The following is a 19,537-nucleotide window of genomic DNA, read 5'->3' as shown; positions in this document are numbered from 1 at the left end:
ACTCACTCCTTTCGTTCGGCTGGTCATTCTTTGATCTCATTGAACAATTCATAAGCTTTGCTACGCGCTTCAGCAAGCACTTGTGTTCCTTTTTCGGTTGTCCGGTAATACTTGCGAATTTTTCCGCCGACATTTCGTTCCTCTCGTGCCAACAGGCCGCTGAGTTCCATAGTTCGCAGTAGCGGATAGAGTGTTCCTGCGCTCATTTTATATCCGTGTTCTTTCAACTCGTCCAGCATCCACGAACCGAAAATCGGTTCCTCTGCAGCGTGATGCAGGATATGTATTTGAATAAAACCGAGAAATAGCTTTCTGTAAATTTGTTCCTCCATGTTCGAAGTACACCACCATTGATTATCTATTCCGATATCGGAAACCGATTTTATCATACCTTAATTTGCAAGACAGTTCAAACAGAATATCCAATCGGGAAGTTTATTCGTGATATTCGCACATTCATTTATAACTCGAATAAAATGTGTGTGTACATTCGTCAAAGGAAACGGAGGAATCGAAATCATGGAAACTAATACGGAAGAGAACCGGCAGCAAGACGAAGCAGAAAAGGAAATGCCGCCAACAGAAGACCTCATGCGGGAACATGGAGTGCTGAAGCGCATCCTGCTGATATACGAAGATGTAGAAAAACGTTTGAAAGGCGAAAAAGGGTATGATCCATATCTGATTAACCCCGTCATTCTGCATACTGCTTCTATTGCTCGTAATTTTATCGAAAATTATCACCAACGACTGGAAGAAAACTATGTATTTCCTAAATTTATACACGAAACGCAATATGTCGATTTGGTTCGAGTTCTTCAAGAACAGCATGAAGCTGCACGGCGCTTGACCGACATGATCAGGCAGTCCGCCATCTCTCCAACCAGTTATCACTGGCGTGAACGTGCTCAGTTTGCCCATACGTTGAATCAATACATTCATATGTATGAACCACACGAGGCGCGAGAAGATACTGTATTGTTTCCAGCCTTTCGCGAAATGGTCGGCGGCGATGAATTCAAGCGTCTCGGTGAGCAATTTGAGGAGATTGAAGAAAAAATGTTCGGAAAGAATGGCTTTAAGCGAATCGTCAATCAGGTGGCACAGTTGGAGAAATCACTGGGCATTTATGAGCTTGCTCAGTTTACACCTCTTTTCATCAAGTAGGAGATATTACGAGTCCCAACTTTTATAAGGCTTTGAACTAAACAGAGACGGATGTGACCATTCGATAAACTCTTGAAGAGTGAGCTTACTTACAATTTCATATCCTTTACCTATTCCTTTTGGTTTAATAACGATGGTACCCATACTTGGGATTTCACCGAGAGCTAGACCTCTAGGAAATGCATGGCCGACAATAACTGTATTGGAGCCTCGAGCCGGCGGAATTTCTAACATTTCCGACAAATTGACTAAAATTCGTTGCTTCTCTTCCTCAGGAACTCCTTCTGCCGATAACTGTACAATGGAAGCCAGGAAGGGATTCACCGAAACGTTTTGTGTTCCAAATGCGATTTCGGCTGTTTGCTGTGCTCGGCAATACGGACTCGATATCACCGGATATTGAATGGGTATCATTTTTTCTTTGAAAATGGTTCCTATCATTCTAGCTTGATCTCTTCCAGTTTGGCTTAAGTTCCTTTGGGTTGCACAATCATGAAAAGTCAGTCCCGGTTGGTCCTGGCCGATTGTTGCCTCACCGTGTCTTAGAAACAGAATATAACCGCCCTTCTGGATTTCTTCGAATAACGTAGAGTCCCTTCCATTTAAGCTTTCTCTTGCTTCGACTATGTTTATTTCGAGCAAAAGGACAATGGCACTGATGACAAGAGCAGAAAATAACTTATTGAACATATTGATTCAGTTTCCTTTCTTGATGAGTATTCACATACCAATTTATCTCAGGATTTACGCAATTACACATGGCCTTGTTGAGCAATCACCGTTTCAAGAAAGGTGATATTCGCAATATTTGAATCAACATCCAGTACAACAGAGTGGCGCGAACGAATCCCACAGCGGCAAGGTTTTTCCGCCAAACCATAACACCTTCCATAAGTCGCCTTCCTTTTCAAAACCAGGAGGCATTATTTATATATTCGTCCAATAGCTTTCCTTTTTCAAAAAAAGATATGCACGGAGGCTTGGATACAGCGATAGCGACACTGAAGTTCCGATTTCATTTTTTGGAAAATGAACGAACATACTGCTTTTTAAGCAGGATTGATCGCGCCTTCGCCTTTGCGTGTATTTGTTGCTATACACTGTTTTATTTCGCATCCCGTTTAATGGAAACAATGCTAACGCTAGCTGCTCATCAATATGTTTGGTTTCATACAGTGGCGGTAAGGAAAAACGCTAAGCCGGTCACGTCCGAAGGCTTTGCGTATATTTTGGTTAAAATGTTGGCGAGACCCCCAGAGAAGAAGAGGGTTGCGGTATGTTCAAACATACGTTACTAAGGTGTGACACCAAGCAAACTTTTTGGCATCTATTGAAATATGGTAAAATAAATCAATACAAATATGTCGAATAGACTAGGAAAAAAGGCAAACCTGATCGAAAGACAGGGACGCAAAGCCACGGGTCTTCTGCACTAGTGCAATGATCGCCGGGTTACCCTCTCAAACCACACCAAGATGACAAGTAGGCACGCCAGTGAGGGGGCGTGTCTTTTTGTCATTTGAAAATAAAAAGAGGTGATCGATTATGAACAAACAAACAAGCTTTTCTGTAGAGATAAAAGATATGATCCGTAGGAACGGGAGTATCAAAGTATTACTGGCGGATGGTGACCTAGCTTGGCAACAGCGACTCGCTATGTTGCTTGAATCCGAGCCAGATATTTATTTATCTAACATCGTTTCGACAAAAGAGGAAGCGATTCGAGCGAGTGTACAATTAGACGTAGACGTAATGATCTTGGAAATGATTTTGAATTCGCCCAAACGAGACGGGCTGGACGCCGTAGCGGAGATTCTCAGAAATAAAGAGTTACCGATTATTGTCCTTTCTTCGATACATGATCCGGAAGTCATGGTCGATGCAGTTGTTGCCGGAGCGGTCAATTATATTACAAAGTCCAACTATATGGACATACCGGTTGCGATCAGAGAAGCTCACCGACGTCAGTCCTCTCTCCATGCGGATGTCGCGACGATAATCCGTAGTGAGATCGAGCTTATAAAGCGAAAAGAATTGCATTGCATGCTCACACCTACGGAAAAAGAAATTTTGCAGCTCATAGGCTTGGGCTATCGACAGGCAATTATCAGAGAATTACTTGGCATTACTTCGAACACCCTAAAATCGCACGTTCGGCATATCACTCGTAAATTCGACACCCGATCCATTCGAGAAGCTGCTGAGAAGGCGAAACGAAGAGGTCTGTATGATCAGCACTATGCTACGTGATTTAATGGGACTGAAATTGAAACAAGCTTTGGGAAAATTCGAGGATTTTCGACAGAAATATCATGGCAGAGGGTGACAAAAAGATCACCCTCCCCATTCGAACTAATAATAGGTAAAATGAAGGGGAATCTGAGGAAAAATAGGAATATTATCCCGTACCAAAGGAGGTGGAGAGAAAAAAAGATGAATGCTGGAGATTGTTGTCGTGAATCGGAGTCTGAAGTAAATCAAAATGGGACAGGCTCTCGTAAAATGAAGAGGATGGTGCCTTTAACTTACGTAATTATGCGGCTGTCCCCAATATAACAATGAAGGGATGATCGTCATGGATCAATTAGAAACGGAGCGTGAATTATGTTTATTAACATGGATTGATTTGCACTTCATTCAGCAGTTTTGCGGAAGGAGAGTTGTAGTATTTCTTGGAATTGGGGAGGGTGTCTGATGAATCTTACTCAACAGTCCATCCCCTATGAAAAAGTGGAAGCATGGCTTATGTCCTATAGTGATTGGAAAGCAAGGTTGGAATATGCGCAGGCAGAGCTTAAGCATATTCCGGGATTAACGAGGGCTTTGCATGAGTGGGTGAATCATGGCAATGGAAGAAAACAAGAACCATTGTTGCGTACGGTCATTCATCGGATAGAGATCACTGAACATGAAATCCCGTTGCTATTATCGAGAATCGGATTGATCGATTACGCTTTCTCGGCTCTCACCACAGAGGAAATTTTGTTCGTTCGTCTACGATATTTGGATAAACTGGCGCTTTCGGTCATTATAGATCGCATTGCACTTTCCCGCCGCGCGTTCTTTTATCATCGGAAGCGAATTCTGCATAAAGTATATCGAAAAATCAAAGATCGGGCGGTCCTGTTGGAACTGGATTCCTTTGGAGAAGACTGATCATATCATTACTTCAGAAGATGCACATATGCATCTTCTATTTTTATGGTTCGTGAATTGAAGAATATCACCTAAATCCCCCATCTTTTCAAACAGGCTCTAGGGTCTACGGTCTGCCCCCATTTTTAGCAATCAGTTCAATCTTTCCGAGTACGATTAACTCCTCACTTGGGATGCCGTGAATCTTTCTTGCACCGAACATGCACCGAACGCTGCACTAGATTTGCTCTTGTTTTGCACGAATTATGCACCCAATATGCACGGTTTTCCTGATACGATGATAGTATAGCAAGCTTAAGGGCAGCCTACAAGATCATCGGCTGTCCTTTATGTTTGTGAAGCGGGGATTGACGAAACGGGCATAACTTGTTCGATGGTTTCGTCAGGTTCCCCATTAAGTCGTACAATCATACCGATGAAAGGAGGGCGATGATGCGGTTCCTATTAATCTATAATTTAGAAATAGGTAGACATGCCATCCTGAACTGGATACATCTGAATTCATTCTATTCGCATTACTTTGCATTCCAGTCATTGAGCGCCGCTTCATTTTTTGCTGTGATCAGCAAAAAGAAGCGAAGCGCTTTTTTTTATTTTCTGATTGAAACCCAAAAGAAGGTAGCTATTACAGTGACGAGTGCTGAAGGCATGTGATACGGGACAGTCAAAAAGGAGCGTTTGAACTAAAACGTAGGACAACACCATCATAAAACAGACTGGTTATTCCTCTCGCAATGGTGTTGCCATGTGAGGAGGTAAATCGATATTATGTGCCCCCGTTGCATGCAATGTCAAACAACGATCCTTTTATGTGTTTTTACTATTCGTATGGCTCATAACGCCTCAACGATGGATATTACTATCAGACTTGGCTGCAAATCAGCATTGGATTGCTGAGCGGCAAGGTCTTTTTTATTTTTGTAACAAAATCAACAATCGTTTTAAAGGGAGCGTTGGCTGTCGCTCTCCCCCTCCATTTTGGTTTGCCCACAAACCAAAATGGAGGGACGAATATGAAAAGGATTAATTTGCGGGACATGTATTCCTTTATCAAAACGGATGTATGGATCGACTTAGATGATGAAGTGGCACAAGAAATCCGCCGTTTCGACTTAAACGAAAACGCATACAAATTGCGCACCTATCGTCATCGCGCTTATTACTCGCTTGATCGGAACGACGGTATAGAACAAGATGTTCTTTTCCTTTCGATTTCCCCGGAGGAATATTACGAGCGTAAGCTTTCCAATGAGCAGCTTTATGCGGCTTTGTGTCGATTGCCGGAAAAATCGTTCAGACGAATTTATGCTCACTTCTTCTTAGGCATGAGCAAAGTAGCGATTGCCCAAGCTGAACAAGTTGATGAACGTGCAGTACGAAAATCTATTGAACGCGGCTTAAAACAAATGGCGCAGTTTCTCAAAAAAATGTGAGTGCGGTAGGTCAAAGGGTCCGATTTGCTTGCCAAAATGAACAGATAGGTAAAGAGCTTTATGTAGGCGGCGGCTGGTTATAACCAGCCGCTCATTTTCTATGAGAGGGGCAGGTAACAATGAATCCGATTCGATTTCGAGATGCTGAACACGAAAGTTTCTACTATCGGATGCTGGATGAAAGGAAATGCAGCGACGGCTATCATCGGGCGCTTTTCTACACATTAGGTATTTCCCGCGATACTCGGAGTCATATCCGCGATTTGTTTGATTTTTCTAATGGGGGCATTAAGCCCGGAGGTCTCGCAGCCTCGTGGCAAACCGGTAGTTCTATCCGCGTGTGCAGGCTTGCTTTTAATCTTTGGAATGGCTGGACGGAAAAAGGTGGGGAACGCTACTCTACTCCCCACGAATTATTCGATTGCAGCTACGCTCCCTATTTTTTTGAAGCGATTCAACTTCGTTATCCGGATTATTGCCGAAGCCAGGAGAAGAATTTCAAGCGGCTGAACGAACAAGTTCGCTAAATGGCAGCCAGCTAAGGGAGTGGAATAGATGAAGGATATTAAAACGAGGACTGTTGTGAAAGACATTAAACGTTTGGACAGACTGCCAAACTTGATGGATCGTGTAAAACATTCGAGCGCCCGCACAAAACAGCATATAAACAATGACAAGACGACTTCACAATCCCCAAATGAATATGCGCAGCACCATTCTGCATCTGCCATAGATAAAACGGTACGTTTTCAAGTTGGAATGAGCGTGGTTGCTAGCAAAAGATTGATAAGGCTCATACAAAAAAGGCGGGCAAAGTCAGAAGGGGATACGGTATCGATACAGAACTCCGCTGCTATAATTAATAAGCCTTCAGGTACACTTCAATTGCGACTTGCCCGTAGGTTGCATCTCCGCAAGCCGGTAGATGGGAAATATCTCTTGTCAGCTAACCATCAATCAAAAAAACAACGCTTTATACGGAGCCGGGTCAATGCCCGGCTTTTGCATCCTCTTCGCAAAAATAGCTTTACTAACCGAATTCTAAATCGGGAAGTGAGAGATCAAGAACCGGCCGGAAAAAAAGGAGCATTTGCCGCCGCGGCATCTCGTTCAGCAAATGTACGCGTGAATCGTCCAAAAGCGCTAACGTCCGTAAGCATGAGGAAGCAGCATTTCAGGCCTCCGTCATCCCGAATCCCCTTCGCTATATCCAAGCAAGCAAGCCATACGATCAAACGTAAAGAAAGGAACTTTAAGACATTATCGCCATTTATAAAAACGGGACAACGGCTAGGACAGGCTAAAAGCCCCTCTGATTATCAAGCGGAAGGAAAAATGAATAGCGCCAGGACAACACAGCGGACTGCACAGATGGCGATGACTGCCCGCCGCTCCATTCAAAGGGCACAAGCTGCAGCGCGAATAAATCTTCGGATCATTAAAATGGTAGTAAAAGCAGCCGCTTTGCTTGTCAAAGGGGTAGCCGCGCTTTTGGGGATTAGTAGCACCGTTATTGTATTGCTGTGCATTGTTATGGCTATAGCTGCTGTCATTTCCTCTCCGTTCAGCATCTTTGTTTCCGGTGAAAACACGGATGCCGATGTAAAGCCGCTTTCCCGAATCGTTCAAGAGCTGGACATTGAGTATGCCGACCGACTGGCAGAAATACAGCAGTCCGCTGGCCGTGTAGACCGAGTGGAGTTTCATTACCCCGGTAGCGCGGACAACACGCGAATAGATAATTGGATGGATATTATAGCCGTTTTTGCCGTGAAGACTGTTATGGATTCAGAAAACGGAATGGATGTAGCGACACTTGATGCAACAAGGATCGGGATCATCCAATCGGTGTTTTGGGACATGAATCAACTGGAATCCCGTATCGAAACGATCGAACATACGGAAAGCGTTACGGTAGAGCATGAAGATGGGACTACCAGCGAAGAGACGACTACCAGCTATGAACACATTTTGCATATAACCGTTTCGAGCAAAACTGCGGAGCAACAGGCTGAATCTTATCACTTTACAAATGAACAGATGGACATCATGAAGGAAATGATGTCTGGAGAGTTTCGGCCACTCATGTTTGCGATGCTGGGTAAAGAAACGGATATTGGCTTGACGCCGGGGCAGCTTGCGGATATTGGTCAGCATTTGCCCGAGGGAGAAATAGGCAGCGAAGTCGTCAAATTGGCGCTAACTCGTTTAGGCGATCCGTACAGTCAACCGAAGGCCGGACAGGATGACTTTACAGATTGTAGCTATCTCGTTCAGTGGGTTTATCGACAGCTTGGTATTAACTTACCGCGTACCGCTGCGGAACAGGCCCGATTTAGCGTAGAAAATGGCCTGACAGTAAGCGCGGCAGAACTGGTCCCTGGCGATCTTGTATTTTGGAGCTACGAGCATAATGGTAGGTTTATGGATATTACCCACGTTGGAATTTATGCGGGGGATGGCAAAGTTGTAGATGCTTCCTCAAGTCGGGGACAAGTAGTGTACCGCAATCTGTTTGATTCGGACAAGCAAGTGTTGTTTGGCCGACCTCATCTTTCGAGTGCTAATTGATCTTCTGAAGAGATAAGGCTCAGATTCTGAGCCTTATTCTCGTTGTATGATTTATCTGTTGGAAACGCCATTCATTAGTGTCCCCCTCGCTTTTTTGCGTTGCTTCTGAGTGTTCCATTATGACCGCAATAATAACGCATCAACGCGGTTCCCCCATAGCCTGAATATATATCTGGAGTGCCTGACGGCACCGCGTCTCAGCTTTTGGAGAATGGTGTCGATATTTCCATCTAAAATCCAATTAATCCGTTGATATCTGCTATAGCGGATGCTATGATTTATCGTGTGGGGGTGGCACCAAATTGACCATCGACGAAATAATAAAAACCGTTCGTAAAGAACTGAACATCTCACAAGAGCAGCTTGCCCGTGATTTGAATATCAGTTTTACGACTATTAACCGCTGGGAAAACGGTCGAAGTGTTCCGAGCCGACTAGCCCGAATGCGGCTTTCGGAGTATTGCACCACAAAGGGTATTCCCGAAGAAATAATGGCACGGTTGGAACGCGCTTGAATATGAGAGTAACACAAAAGGAGTAAGCTTAATGAGTATTAACATTTCAAAGCAAAAACGTGACGAGTTGACCACTAAGATAGAGGCAATTCGTTCATTTATATTGAAGGCCTCGCAAGACGAGAATAGTGAGAGTCTTTTGACATTCCTTGGGCAGATAGAAAAAGAGGTCAAGGGCAAAAAATATGGTTTAGTATTTGAAGAACATCGGGAAACGATTGATGAAGTGCTAGATTCCCATATTCCAGTACTATCTGAAGAACCAAGTCTGTTTATTGACAATGGCGGGGATATTAATTTTCTGTTGGAAGGAGATAATCTAGCGGGGCTGCGGTTGCTGGAAAAGACCTACCGCAGAAAGATTGATTTAATTTATATTGATCCGCCATATAACACCGGAAATAAGGATTTTATCTATGATGATTCTTTCGTGGATAAGACAGATAGCTATATTCATAGCAAGTGGCTTTCATTTATGGAACGTCGTTTGAGAATTGCAAAGAACTTACTTTCTGAGAATGGCTCGATTTTTATTTCAATTGACGAGCATGAATATGCCAACCTCAGACTCTTGTGCAATCAAATTATGGGGGAAGAAAGACATGTCGCTACTATAGCATGGCAAAAAAGATATTCGCGCGAAAACCGTGAAGCGATTGGTGATTCACATGAATATATTTTGATTTACGCATATGATGTTGATAAATTCAAAAAGTTTCGGAATAGATTACCATTAGCAGATAAACAAAAGAAACTATATAAAAATCCAGACAAGGATCCACGTGGCCCATGGCAGTCAATTTCCTTACTAGCTCAAGGGTATAGGACGAATCAAATGTATAAAATAATCGCTCCTAATGGTACTGAACATTATCCACCTCAAGGTCGGTGTTGGAGCACAATTGAAAGTGAATTTGTAAAGGCTTTTAACGACGGTCGTATATATTTTGGACCAGATGGAAACGGTGTGCCTCGCAGAAAGCAGTTTTTATACGAAGCGAAGGGGCTCGTCCCGTGGAGTTGGTGGCCACATGAAGAAGTAGGACATACAGATGAAGCAAAAAAGGAAACAGGTGCAATCCTTGAAAATATGATAGCATTTTCAACCCCTAAACCTATTCGCTTAATTGACCGTATTATTACCATTGCTTCTGGCCCAAGTAGTACCATATTGGACTTTTTTGCAGGCAGCGGAACTACTGGTCAAGCTGTGTTGGCATTTAATGCCGTGCGTGAAAAGAGCAAACGCAAATTTATCCTCTGTACTAACAATGAGAATGGAATTTGCCGCAAGGTCGCATATGAACGAATAAAGCGTGTGATCGCCAATGAAGGATACAGTGCCAGTTTGAAATACTATAAGATTGATTATGTATCAATTAGCGAACGAATGTACTACGAGTATGCAGATGAACTTTTGCTTCATATTCGAGAATTGGTGGAACTGGAGAACGGCGTTAACTTCACGCGTAATGCCGATCTTGCCATTGTGCTGACGGATGATGAAATGGATGAGTTTGTCGAAAACGCCGACGCATTTGAAAAATGCGTTCGACTCTATAAAGGTCATGATGTTCTGCTCTCCGGCGAACAAGAAGAGTTACTCAAAGAACGGGGCGTGGAGATTATCACGATCCCCAATTATTTCTACAAGGAACTGGAGGGCTAAAAGATGAGTATACCAGCAGAATTTCAACTGAAGACAATCGCTGACCTTATGGATGCTATGAAGGGTGACAAACGTGAGATCATATTAAAAAGCTGCACAGGTAGCGGCAAGACTATCATTCTCACTTTTTTTATGGATGAGTATTTAAAGTGTTTTGATAAGACTGTCTTCATCTGGCTTACTCCAGGAAAAGGGGAACTTGAAGTTCAGAGCAAGGGGAAGATGGACAAATATATTCATGGAGCGCAGACGAAGACTCTTGCCGATATCATGACGACAGGTTTTGAAGCAAACGATGTTTGCTTTATCAATTGGGAAACACTCAATAAGAAAAGCAACAACGCCCTGAAAGAAGGCGAACGTACAAACTTTCTTGAGCATATCGAGAAGGCATTTAATAACGACTTGTCGTTCAAAATCATTGTCGATGAAAGCCATGAGGGGGATACGATTAAAGGCAAGGAAATTATTGAGTATTTTCAGACAGATAAAATTATCCGTGCCTCTGCAACCCCCAAAAATTATACCGACGCGACATGGATTATTGTCCCGGAAGCCGAGGTTATCGCTGCTGGATTGATAAAGAAAGTCCTTATCATAAATGAGGGTGTGAAGCAGGGAGACGAAGTTGTAGACCAGATTGATTATCTGCTAACTAAGGCTCTTGGAAAGCAGCGGAAGCTATATGCTTCGTTTGATTCCCATGGCGCAGACGTTAATCCTCTAATTGTCGTTCAATTGCCTAATAAAAACGATGTTCTTTTGGATGGTGTGGAGAGATGGTTCGCCTCCAAAGAGATAACCTACGAAAACGGGCTTCTTGCTGTTCGCCTTGCCGAACGTCATGAGAATATCTCAGGCATCGAAGAACCGACAGCTAAGCCCGTGGCTATCATTATCAAACAGGCAATCGCTACTGGCTGGGATTGCCCGAGGGCGCATATTCTTGTCAAGCTCCGCGACCATATGAGCGAGACTTTCGAGATTCAGACGATTGGGCGAATCCGCCGTATGCCGGAGGGGAAGCATTATGATGAACCGCTTCTCGACAGTTGTTATCTGTATACCTTGGACGAAAAATTTACCGAAAGCGTTAAGTTGAGTCTTGGAAAAGGTGCATTGGAGGCAGCTAACTTGCATCTGAAGGAATCGCTTAAGTCAGTTAAACTGGTCAGCGAACAGGTGTCTGGGATTGCGTTTTCACGTGATCAGCGTCAAATACTCCAGACAATATATGTGTACTTCAAAAAACACTATAATATCGATACAAGAACCGTCGAGAACAAAAAGCGTCTTGAAGCTAATGGCTTTCTCATTTCAAATTATGTCCGCCAATATGTGACCGAAGAAAACGAGATTATCACGGCTGGTGATAGAAACAGCTACAAAGACCTTAAAATGACGTATATTCAGGCTCCTATCAATACAACCATTCATGGTAGGGAATATCATCATATTGTAGGGGAAATTTCCCTGCGCGTCGGCTTGAAGTATGAACATCTAAACGCCATCTTCCGTCGTTTGTTCGTTAGGACTGCTGGGAAGAAGCCAAATAACAATCAAATTCTCCTGCTAGAGAACCGAGAGCTTTACGCATTTGTGCTTAATAACCGCGAACATCTCAAAAACGCTGTAAGAAATGCGGCATCTGAACTAGCTGGTCAACTACACCTTGAATTTAATGCATTGTCAGATAAAACAACGAAAAAAGACTTCTGGTTACCTCGCGAATGTCTGTTCACCTATGATGCAACTGAAAAATCACAGAGGGTGTTATTAAAAAGCGTGTATGAAGGCTATTTGTCATCCGCCGCACCACGGTCGTCCTCTGAAAAGAAATTTGAGAAATACTGTGAATCGGCGGCAAGCGTCCAGTGGCTGTATAAGAACGGCGATAAGGGAGCGGAATATTTATCCATTGTTTATGAAGACGCCTACGGCAAAGCTCGGGTGTTTTTTCCTGATTACGTTGTCTGCGTCAATGGAGAGATTTGGATTATCGAAACGAAGGGCGGATTTGATAAGTATGGCAACAGCGAAGATATCGACAAGTTCTCACCGCGCAAATTCGCTGTTCTCAAATCATACATCGATAAGTACAACCTAAAAGGGGGATTCGTTCGCGAGGATAAAAAAAGTGATGAGCTTTGCATCTGCTTGGAGGAATACAGCGATGATGTGTCAAGTGCGTCCTGGTCGCTTCTGAGAGATAGTTTAATTTAGGGGGGCATGGCGGTGAAGGTTATTGAATGCAAACCAATACAACATACAGGTGCCTGCAGTATTACCTTCATACGTATTGATCCTGAAAATCTGCAGGATACGCTTTCCGCAATCATTACGGCTTTGATGGATCTATCGTGGCTTAGCCGTTTCGATCAGGACTATATGAAAGGCAGTTTTAGACTGCGTGCTAATGAAACAATTGCCGACATACAGAAAAAAATTACTGATTCTTCAGATGACAAAGTAACCAAAGAAGCAGGAGAATACGTGGTATCTGAGTTAGCTAGAGAATCCCTTATAAGCAATATGAACTATCTAGATATTCCCCTTGCCGAATTGCTAGGTATGAAAGTCTCGGGCAATCCCGGATTTGATTTTCATAGTCAGAACAATGGCACGCACACAGTCATATTCGGCGAAGCAAAATTTAATTCTCGGCAAAGTGCATACGACTCAGCAATTAAGCAGATATATCAGTTTATAGCGGATAAAAAAGACATTAAGCAAATTGCAGACCTACACCCTTTCTGTACCCCAGAAGCTCTGACTAGAGCGAACAGCGGACTTAAAGGCTTCGCAATTGCTTTTTCAGCAAAATCCACATCAAGCGATTTGTTGATAGCCAACATTATGGAGCATACCAATTTCAGCGAGCTATCAAAGCATGTGGAGATAGTAATAGTGGCGGTGAATCTATGATGGCTACAAAGTCGAGAAACCGGATAGCTGAGATTCGAGAAGGAAGAAATCTGGATGAACATTTTGTTTATGCAAGGGAACGTCTCTTCACAGAAGGTTCCATCAATATTTCCGTGCTCGAGATCCTCTCGTACTTGAAGCTGTTTCAACCAGGTTTCTTTGCAGAGCATGAGAATGATGTTGTTGAGATGATGGGCTTGTTTTACAAGAAGCCCAAGGTAGAATCATTTATAAGTCTCATTTTTGCTGACTATGGAAAATACATACAAGCAGAATTTGGTGAAGAATACACTCCCGTACAGGCGGATATCCTCAAGAAGATTCGAAAAATGCAGACGTTCAGTTTCTCTGCTCCAACAAGTACAGGGAAATCATTCGTATTCCGAAATTTGATAAAAGATGCCGATTATGACGTTGTTGTCATTGTGCCTTCACGAGCATTGATAAATGAGTATTATGACAGAGTTCATGAAATAATCGATGACAAGGCAGTTAACATACTTACCTTCGTCGACATCATTAACATAAAACGCGCCAAGAGAAATGTCTTTATTCTCACACCCGAACGCGCAAGAGAGTTATTCAAGTTAAAAGATAAGCTCAACATAGGGCTTGTTTTGTTTGACGAAGCCCAACTGAGTGACGAAGGATCTGTGCGTGGGCTTTATTTCGACAGTATCGTGAGACGTGTTCAGAAAGCGTTCCCAACTGCAAAATGTATTTTTGCTCATCCGTTTATAGCCAATCCCGAAGCCCAGCTAAAGAAAAATCATGTTGATATTGATGAAAATGCCGGAGCCTTGCAGTACGAGCAGAAAAATGTTGGACAGATATTTTACACTCATGATACCTCTTCTGGCGTGTTCCATCACTTTGGCATCGATAAGAGCGTGATGGGAGAAAGGAAAATCAAGGCCAGGTTTGACCCAATGGAGAAAGCAATTAAGGGTGGCGGAAGTATACTTATTTATGTTCCAAAACAGCATATTTATAACGAACAGGTGTACTCTGGATTTAAAAAGTACATCGACCTATGTCAGCCAATCTCTGATCCAGAGGCACTTGAGTTAGTTGAAAAAATGCGGGATTATGTTGGAGCATCAAATGGCAAGAACGAAAATTATATTTCAAAAACGCTCGAATACCTGAAACGTGGCATCGTCTTGCATCATGGCTCCATCCCTCTCCGCGCTAGACTCATATTAGAACATTTCACTCAACAAGGGTTTTGCCGCATTTGCTTTGCGACATCAACGTTGGAGCAAGGGATTAACATGCCTTTCGATGTTGTATATCTCGACAGGTTTGAAAGAAGCAAGCCACTTTCCGTTAAGAATCTGATCGGAAGAGCCGGTCGTTCAACGTTGAATGATATATTTGACTTTGGAGCTGCTATAGTCAAAAAGGATAATATAAGCCCTTTTCGCTCCGTGATAAAGAAGCCAGAGAATATTTCTGAAAAATCACATTTGGATAAAGAAAATGAGGGATTAGATCCAAAATATGAGGAGTTCAAGGAAGCAATAAAAACTGACCAATTCAATGATGAGTATAACTTGACGAACAATGATGTGGAAAAACTGGCAAGCGATGATATTACAGAAATAATTCCAACCTTACTTGACATCATGTTTAACGAGGATGGCTCTTTAATCTACCCAAGGTGGGACAACAACGAAGAAGTCAACGACAGAAAGGCTATGTACCAGGACTTCTACTCGTTATACCAAATGTATTTAGGGCTTGCTGAACAATCAAAAAATCCAGTAACGACAAGGGTTTGAGGCACATTTCGTCGAACTCATATGCAAGGGAATTGTTGTGAAACGATGAAAACCCGTGCACATGGAGGATGACGATCATGTACCAGCCGTACGCCCATGAGGAAAACCAGTTGTTGCTGCCGAGCGAGTTTTTCTTGCCATTCGGCGGCTGTCTGAATCCGAACAATCGCTGGATCAAGCTCGCGCAGATGATCCCGTGGGCGCGGGTGGATCGCAAGTATGCAAAGTCATTCAAGAAATCGTTTCGCGGCCAAAAGGCGATCTCGGTTCGGATGGCGCTGGGTGCCTTGATCATCCAGGAAAGACTGCAACAGTCCGATCGAGAGACGGTCGAGACGATCATCGAGAACCCGTATCTCCAATACTTCCTCGGCTTGGCGGGCTATCAGGACCGGCCGCCGTTTCATCATTCGCTGATGACTCATTTCCGCAAGCGCCTCGGCGAGAAGGTGATCGCGGAAGTCAACGAATGGATCGCTGTAGAAGCTGCGAAGGCGGAGCAACAACGGGATGATGACGACGATGCGACGCCCTCGTCTCCCGTCGGTCGGAAAGCGAAACACAAGCGTTCGGAGCCGGACCCGAACCAAGGGACGCTGTTGCTGGATGCGACCTGCGCCCCCGCCGACATCGCGTACCCGACGGATATCACGCTTTTGAACGAAGCCCGCGAGAAGCTGGAGACGATCATCGACGCGTTACATGAGCCGCACGTGGGGCAACGTGCGAAACCGCGCACGTATCGGGAAAAGGCACGCCGCTCGTATCTCTCTCTAGCCAAGCAGCGCCGAATCGGCTACCGGGCGCTGCGCCGGGGAATCAGCAAGCAACTCGCCTTTATCAAACGCGACCTTCACATCATCGAAGGACTGGCGTCGATCACGCCGCTCACAGAGCTCAGCAGACGGCAATACAAGCAACTGCTTGTCATTCAGGAGTTGTATCGCCAGCAGCGACTGATGTATACGAAGCGAGTCCATCATGTGGAGGATCGCATCGTCAGCATTCATCAACCGCATATTCGTCCGATCGTTCGCGGGAAAGCAAAAGCGAAAGTCGAATTCGGGGCGAAGGTATCCGTTAGCATGGTGCAGGGGTTCGCCTTCTTGGAGCGCTGGCAATGGGACAACTTCAACGAAGGCGTCACCTTGATCGAATCGGTAGAGACGTACAAAGCTCGGTTCGGCGTGTACCCGAAAGAAGTGATGGCCGATCAGATCTACCGAAACCGGGAGAACCGTGCGTACTGCAAAGAGCGCGGCATACGGCTCAGCGGACCTCCACTCGGCCGACCTTCGAAGCAGGCGGACACGGCGGTGATGAAACGAATGGCCAAGCTGGATGCAGGCGAACGCAATGCGATCGAGGGCAAGTTTGGCGAAGGAAAACGAAAATATGGGTTGAATCGAATCCGGGCGCGACTCGAGCAAACGAGCGGGGCCGTCATCGCCCTGCAGTTCCTCGTGATGAACCTGGAGCGCCGCTTGCGGCTTCTTTTCGTCTTCATATTCAACATTCTGCTGAATCGTACCAGCTACAGAAGATTTGCTCTGTAATGTTTCGTTCAGCAAGCCCTATTTAGGTAGGGAGTTAACTGCCGCAGAAAAAAGCATTTTGAACCAAGCAATAAAAATCATGCTCTGGAGGGTTTATAAGAAAACGTTTAGTCTTATCTGCCAATATCGCTTTGACTATGCTTCAAGGAAGAAAGACAGAGACGCGCTGGATAGGCAAGGCAACGAAGAGGAGAAAAGCAAACTAAAGGCCCAGTTTCTTCGCGAATATGACGACATACCTGACATGAAACTTCATAACTACTCATTATTTGGTGATATGCCCGCAGAAAAAGTGGATTACGACCGTATAATTTATGATACCTATGATTATTTGGATAAACTGATTGGTTTTAAGCTAGCAGATATATTTTATGCTATTTTCCATCAATATTATGAATTTTCGAAAGATCTCCGAGCTTTACGTTTGTCAAAATATATCCGTTTTGGCACGGATGTCGAGCGTGAAATCTGGATGCTTAGATATGGTTTAACATTTGAGGATATTGAATGGGCCGCACCTTGTATAGAATCGATTGATGAACAAGAAATTGTCTTCAATGAAAAATATGACGAATTAACCAAAGAACAACGAGCTGTGCTGGAAAGGTTTCATTACTAAACAGATAATAAAGGCCAGCCTGAATCCTTATCATGTCATGGTGAAACTGTTTTTTTTCTTGGTCACATCAAGTATCAACTTCTGCATGCTACCGCAGGGACAGTGATTGAAGCGGCGGCACAAAATGCTTCCCAGGCAATTCTCATCATTCATGAGTTCGTGCCAGTGGCGGGAAAGTCGCATAAGGCGAAGCAAAACGATTCCGATTGGCATGACTTCAACCGTTTGCTTTTGGCGACTAGGTTAAAGCAGGATGTTTATACGGCCCGATCTCTGTGCCTGGTGGCGGAAAGGTTCCTAATGACATTCCATTATATCTCGGTAAGCTAGAGTCAGATATATTGGAGAAGAGTATGGGAAGCATCTAGGGATGGAGTGATACTATGGCACAAACATATTATGCCGAGGGTCGGCAGCTCGCTTACTTCTTGCGTGGAATATCAGTGATGTCATCACTTAGCCTTTTCTATTTTTTCCCAGGCTTACACTGGGGCGTTTTCATAGGTTTTCTATTCACTGGGTTGATTGTAGCGGAGGTTTTGGGTACGCTATGGACTAAGAAGAGACGTAACCAGAAGAAACAGAGAAAAGCATCATCGAGTAAGGCTATGTCAAGGCACAGCTCTAAAGAGTGTAGAACGGACGAAGTGATTCTGTCCAGTAGACTTGATGACATGTCTGGAGCAGAGTTTGAACGTCTTCTAGCCCTTTATTTTCGAGATACAGGATACACAGTCAAGGAAGTTGGCATAGGCGGTAATGACGGTGGCGTAGACCTCGTTATCACAGATAAACGTGGAGAAAAGATCGCAGTTCAAGCTAAATGCTACGCAGAACGAAATACGGTGTCGGTTCAGACTGTTCGTGAACTTGTGGCGGCTAAGAGAAACCATGATTGTATCCTGTCCTTGCTCGTAACGACCTCGGATTTAACGGGACCAGCCAAGAAGGAAGCTGAACAATTCAAGGTTGACTACTGGCACGGGAGCGTGATTGAGCAGAAGCTTAAGGCATGGGGAAAGTGGCACCCAGGCAAGAAGGTGCAGACAACTCGGAATACTGTAGCGGCAAAGACGGAAATTGCAAAGGCTCGTAAGGAAGTTGCCGCCGCTGGAGTGATTGTAACTTGTATATGTGGTGCACAGATGTTAAGAAGAAAAAGTAGACAAGGAACTGAGTTTTGGGGATGTTCTAAGTACCCAAGCTGTCGGCATACAAAACCTATGTAGGGAAGGCGTGCTTTCAGCTTCTCCCTACGATACGATGCCTAGGGGGATAAAGGATATGAGGACTCTCACGCTACATCAAGCTATGATATCAATTTTACGTAACCAGCCTGACTATACGGCTCATGCGGATGTGCTTAGCGAAGAAATCTACAAACAGGGTTTATATAGCAGAAAAGACGGTAATAAGGCAGACACAGTACAAATCAGAGCACGAGCCAAACGTTATGAACACCTTTTCGAACTTGTTGAAGGGAATGTACGATTGGTTAGTGCAACCGCTGGCAACTAAGGTTCTTTCCGAGAGCCTGGCTTGCTCAAGATATATTCATGGAGGAATTACGTTAGTGATTGATAATGTAAGTATACTTTCGATGAACTGGAAAAGAATGTATTGCCTAGTTACATGCAAAAGCTACAATTAGCGGAACTATACAGGGTTACTGAATTCGCTGAACTAGGCGTAGGACTACGTACATTGGTAAAGAAATTCAGTCCAAACAAGACGAGCGACTTCATGGGACTATATGTAATTCATGACGAAGGGAACCCAATCTATGTAGGGATTTCAAGAAAGGTTATAAATCGGATAAGGCAGCATGTTTCAGGAATAAACGATAATGATGCAAGTCTTGCATTCAAGATGGCCAACCACTTGCACGGTGTAAAGGGTAAAAGAAAAAGCTTAATGGCAGATGACCATTTCAGAACAAAGTTTGAACAGATGAAGACAAGAATCAGAACAATGTCGGTTCGGTTTGTTCAAGTCGATAACGATACTGAACTCTACCTTTTAGAAGTATTCGCTGCAATGAAGTTGGATACGTCGAAATGGAATACTTTTAGAACGCATTAGGAGAAGGGAGAAGTCCGAAAACCCACATTCAATAGGCTTTCAGACTTCTCATGTAGTGCC

Annotated in this window: 18 protein-coding genes and 1 riboswitch; of the genes, 16 read left to right on the top strand and 2 right to left on the bottom strand. The window is 43.9% G+C overall.

The window, feature by feature from the left end:
- Positions 1 to 23: 23 nt before the first annotated feature.
- A complete protein-coding gene (locus VE23_RS12595) occupies positions 24 to 332 on the bottom strand; it encodes a PadR family transcriptional regulator (protein ID WP_049868145.1) in 309 nt (102 codons plus the stop codon).
- A gap of 187 nt (positions 333 to 519) precedes the next feature.
- On the opposite strand from VE23_RS12595, the gene VE23_RS12590 reads away from it, so the two are divergent.
- The gene (locus VE23_RS12590; protein WP_049868144.1) at positions 520 to 1,167 is read left to right on the top strand and encodes a hemerythrin domain-containing protein; all 648 of its coding nucleotides are present in this window, start codon (positions 520 to 522) and stop codon (positions 1,165 to 1,167) included.
- A 6-nt stretch (positions 1,168 to 1,173) separates the two neighbouring features.
- Here VE23_RS12590 and VE23_RS12585 read toward each other — a convergent pair whose 3' ends face one another.
- Positions 1,174 to 1,857 (bottom strand): histidine phosphatase family protein, encoded by a 684-nt coding sequence (locus tag VE23_RS12585; RefSeq protein WP_084781428.1) that lies wholly within the window; start codon positions 1,855 to 1,857, stop codon positions 1,174 to 1,176.
- Positions 1,858 to 2,541: 684 nt separating this feature from the next.
- Positions 2,542 to 2,627: riboswitch (cyclic di-GMP riboswitch) on the top strand.
- An 85-nt stretch (positions 2,628 to 2,712) separates the two neighbouring features.
- On the opposite strand from VE23_RS12585, the gene VE23_RS12580 reads away from it, so the two are divergent.
- From VE23_RS12580 to VE23_RS27020, 15 genes are all read left to right on the top strand, one after another.
- Positions 2,713 to 3,417 carry a response regulator gene (locus tag VE23_RS12580; protein WP_049868143.1) on the top strand — a complete coding sequence of 235 codons (705 nt, stop codon included), beginning with the start codon at positions 2,713 to 2,715 and terminating at the stop codon, positions 3,415 to 3,417.
- A 444-nt stretch (positions 3,418 to 3,861) separates the two neighbouring features.
- On the top strand, positions 3,862 to 4,323 hold the full coding sequence (locus VE23_RS12575; protein WP_021877427.1) for a hypothetical protein: 462 nt from the start codon (positions 3,862 to 3,864) through the stop codon (positions 4,321 to 4,323).
- A gap of 1,013 nt (positions 4,324 to 5,336) precedes the next feature.
- A complete protein-coding gene (locus VE23_RS12565) occupies positions 5,337 to 5,756 on the top strand; it encodes an RNA polymerase sigma factor (RefSeq protein ID WP_049868141.1) in 420 nt (139 codons plus the stop codon).
- A gap of 119 nt (positions 5,757 to 5,875) precedes the next feature.
- A complete protein-coding gene (locus VE23_RS25850) occupies positions 5,876 to 6,283 on the top strand; it encodes a DUF6075 family protein (RefSeq protein ID WP_021877429.1) in 408 nt (135 codons plus the stop codon).
- A 28-nt stretch (positions 6,284 to 6,311) separates the two neighbouring features.
- Positions 6,312 to 8,327: a C40 family peptidase gene (locus tag VE23_RS27025; RefSeq protein ID WP_198156164.1), complete on the top strand. Its 2,016-nt coding sequence runs from the start codon at positions 6,312 to 6,314 to the stop codon at positions 8,325 to 8,327.
- A gap of 302 nt (positions 8,328 to 8,629) precedes the next feature.
- Positions 8,630 to 8,842, top strand: coding sequence for a helix-turn-helix domain-containing protein (locus tag VE23_RS25840; RefSeq protein WP_084781426.1), 213 nt, complete (start codon positions 8,630 to 8,632; stop codon positions 8,840 to 8,842).
- 31 nt (positions 8,843 to 8,873) lie between these two features.
- Entirely contained in the window at positions 8,874 to 10,511 is a 1,638-nt protein-coding gene (locus tag VE23_RS12555) for a site-specific DNA-methyltransferase (RefSeq protein WP_049868139.1), read from the top strand.
- 3 nt (positions 10,512 to 10,514) lie between these two features.
- Positions 10,515 to 12,734, top strand: coding sequence for a DEAD/DEAH box helicase family protein (locus VE23_RS12550; RefSeq protein ID WP_049868138.1), 2,220 nt, complete (start codon positions 10,515 to 10,517; stop codon positions 12,732 to 12,734).
- Positions 12,735 to 12,746: 12 nt separating this feature from the next.
- Positions 12,747 to 13,436 carry a hypothetical protein gene (locus VE23_RS12545; RefSeq protein WP_049868137.1) on the top strand — a complete coding sequence of 230 codons (690 nt, stop codon included), beginning with the start codon at positions 12,747 to 12,749 and terminating at the stop codon, positions 13,434 to 13,436.
- On the top strand, positions 13,433 to 15,220 hold the full coding sequence (locus tag VE23_RS12540; protein ID WP_232316905.1) for a DEAD/DEAH box helicase: 1,788 nt from the start codon (positions 13,433 to 13,435) through the stop codon (positions 15,218 to 15,220). Before VE23_RS12545 ends, VE23_RS12540 begins: the two co-directional genes overlap by 4 nt.
- A 77-nt stretch (positions 15,221 to 15,297) precedes the next feature.
- Positions 15,298 to 16,776 (top strand): IS5 family transposase, encoded by a 1,479-nt coding sequence (locus tag VE23_RS12535; protein WP_049868136.1) that lies wholly within the window; start codon positions 15,298 to 15,300, stop codon positions 16,774 to 16,776.
- Positions 16,777 to 16,834: 58 nt separating this feature from the next.
- Positions 16,835 to 17,395: a hypothetical protein gene (locus tag VE23_RS12530; RefSeq protein ID WP_049868135.1), complete on the top strand. Its 561-nt coding sequence runs from the start codon at positions 16,835 to 16,837 to the stop codon at positions 17,393 to 17,395.
- 66 nt (positions 17,396 to 17,461) lie between these two features.
- On the top strand, positions 17,462 to 17,725 hold the full coding sequence (locus VE23_RS27845) for a DUF6946 family protein (RefSeq protein WP_411830466.1): 264 nt from the start codon (positions 17,462 to 17,464) through the stop codon (positions 17,723 to 17,725).
- A 53-nt stretch (positions 17,726 to 17,778) separates the two neighbouring features.
- Positions 17,779 to 18,624: a restriction endonuclease gene (locus VE23_RS12525; RefSeq protein ID WP_049868134.1), complete on the top strand. Its 846-nt coding sequence runs from the start codon at positions 17,779 to 17,781 to the stop codon at positions 18,622 to 18,624.
- A gap of 475 nt (positions 18,625 to 19,099) precedes the next feature.
- Positions 19,100 to 19,477, top strand: a complete 378-nt coding sequence (locus tag VE23_RS27020; protein WP_198156163.1) for a GIY-YIG nuclease family protein — start codon at positions 19,100 to 19,102, stop codon at positions 19,475 to 19,477.
- The last annotated feature ends 60 nt before the right edge of the window (positions 19,478 to 19,537 follow it).

The sequence above is a fragment of the Paenibacillus sp. D9 genome, assembly GCF_001188365.1.
GTDB lineage: Bacteria > Bacillota > Bacilli > Paenibacillales > Paenibacillaceae > Paenibacillus_O > Paenibacillus_O humicus.
This window is presented reverse-complemented; position numbering and strand designations above follow the sequence as displayed.

What these genes read in the sequence shown, in the direction of transcription:
- VE23_RS12575 (WP_021877427.1), top strand. Translation starts at nt 3,862, where the DNA reads ATGAATCTTACTCAACAGTCCATCCCCTATGAAAAAGTGGAAGCATGG.
- VE23_RS12535 (WP_049868136.1), top strand. Translation starts at nt 15,298, where the DNA reads ATGTACCAGCCGTACGCCCATGAGGAAAACCAGTTGTTGCTGCCGAGC.
- VE23_RS12525 (WP_049868134.1), top strand. Translation starts at nt 17,779, where the DNA reads ATGGCACAAACATATTATGCCGAGGGTCGGCAGCTCGCTTACTTCTTG.
- VE23_RS12550 (WP_049868138.1), top strand. Translation starts at nt 10,515, where the DNA reads ATGAGTATACCAGCAGAATTTCAACTGAAGACAATCGCTGACCTTATG.
- VE23_RS27025 (WP_198156164.1), top strand. Translation starts at nt 6,312, where the DNA reads ATGAAGGATATTAAAACGAGGACTGTTGTGAAAGACATTAAACGTTTG.
- VE23_RS12565 (WP_049868141.1), top strand. Translation starts at nt 5,337, where the DNA reads ATGAAAAGGATTAATTTGCGGGACATGTATTCCTTTATCAAAACGGAT.
- VE23_RS12540 (WP_232316905.1), top strand. Translation starts at nt 13,433, where the DNA reads ATGATGGCTACAAAGTCGAGAAACCGGATAGCTGAGATTCGAGAAGGA.
- VE23_RS25850 (WP_021877429.1), top strand. Translation starts at nt 5,876, where the DNA reads ATGAATCCGATTCGATTTCGAGATGCTGAACACGAAAGTTTCTACTAT.
- VE23_RS12555 (WP_049868139.1), top strand. Translation starts at nt 8,874, where the DNA reads ATGAGTATTAACATTTCAAAGCAAAAACGTGACGAGTTGACCACTAAG.
- VE23_RS12580 (WP_049868143.1), top strand. Translation starts at nt 2,713, where the DNA reads ATGAACAAACAAACAAGCTTTTCTGTAGAGATAAAAGATATGATCCGT.
- VE23_RS12595 (WP_049868145.1), bottom strand. Translation starts at nt 332, where the DNA reads ATGGAGGAACAAATTTACAGAAAGCTATTTCTCGGTTTTATTCAAATA.
- VE23_RS12585 (WP_084781428.1), bottom strand. Translation starts at nt 1,857, where the DNA reads ATGTTCAATAAGTTATTTTCTGCTCTTGTCATCAGTGCCATTGTCCTT.
- VE23_RS12590 (WP_049868144.1), top strand. Translation starts at nt 520, where the DNA reads ATGGAAACTAATACGGAAGAGAACCGGCAGCAAGACGAAGCAGAAAAG.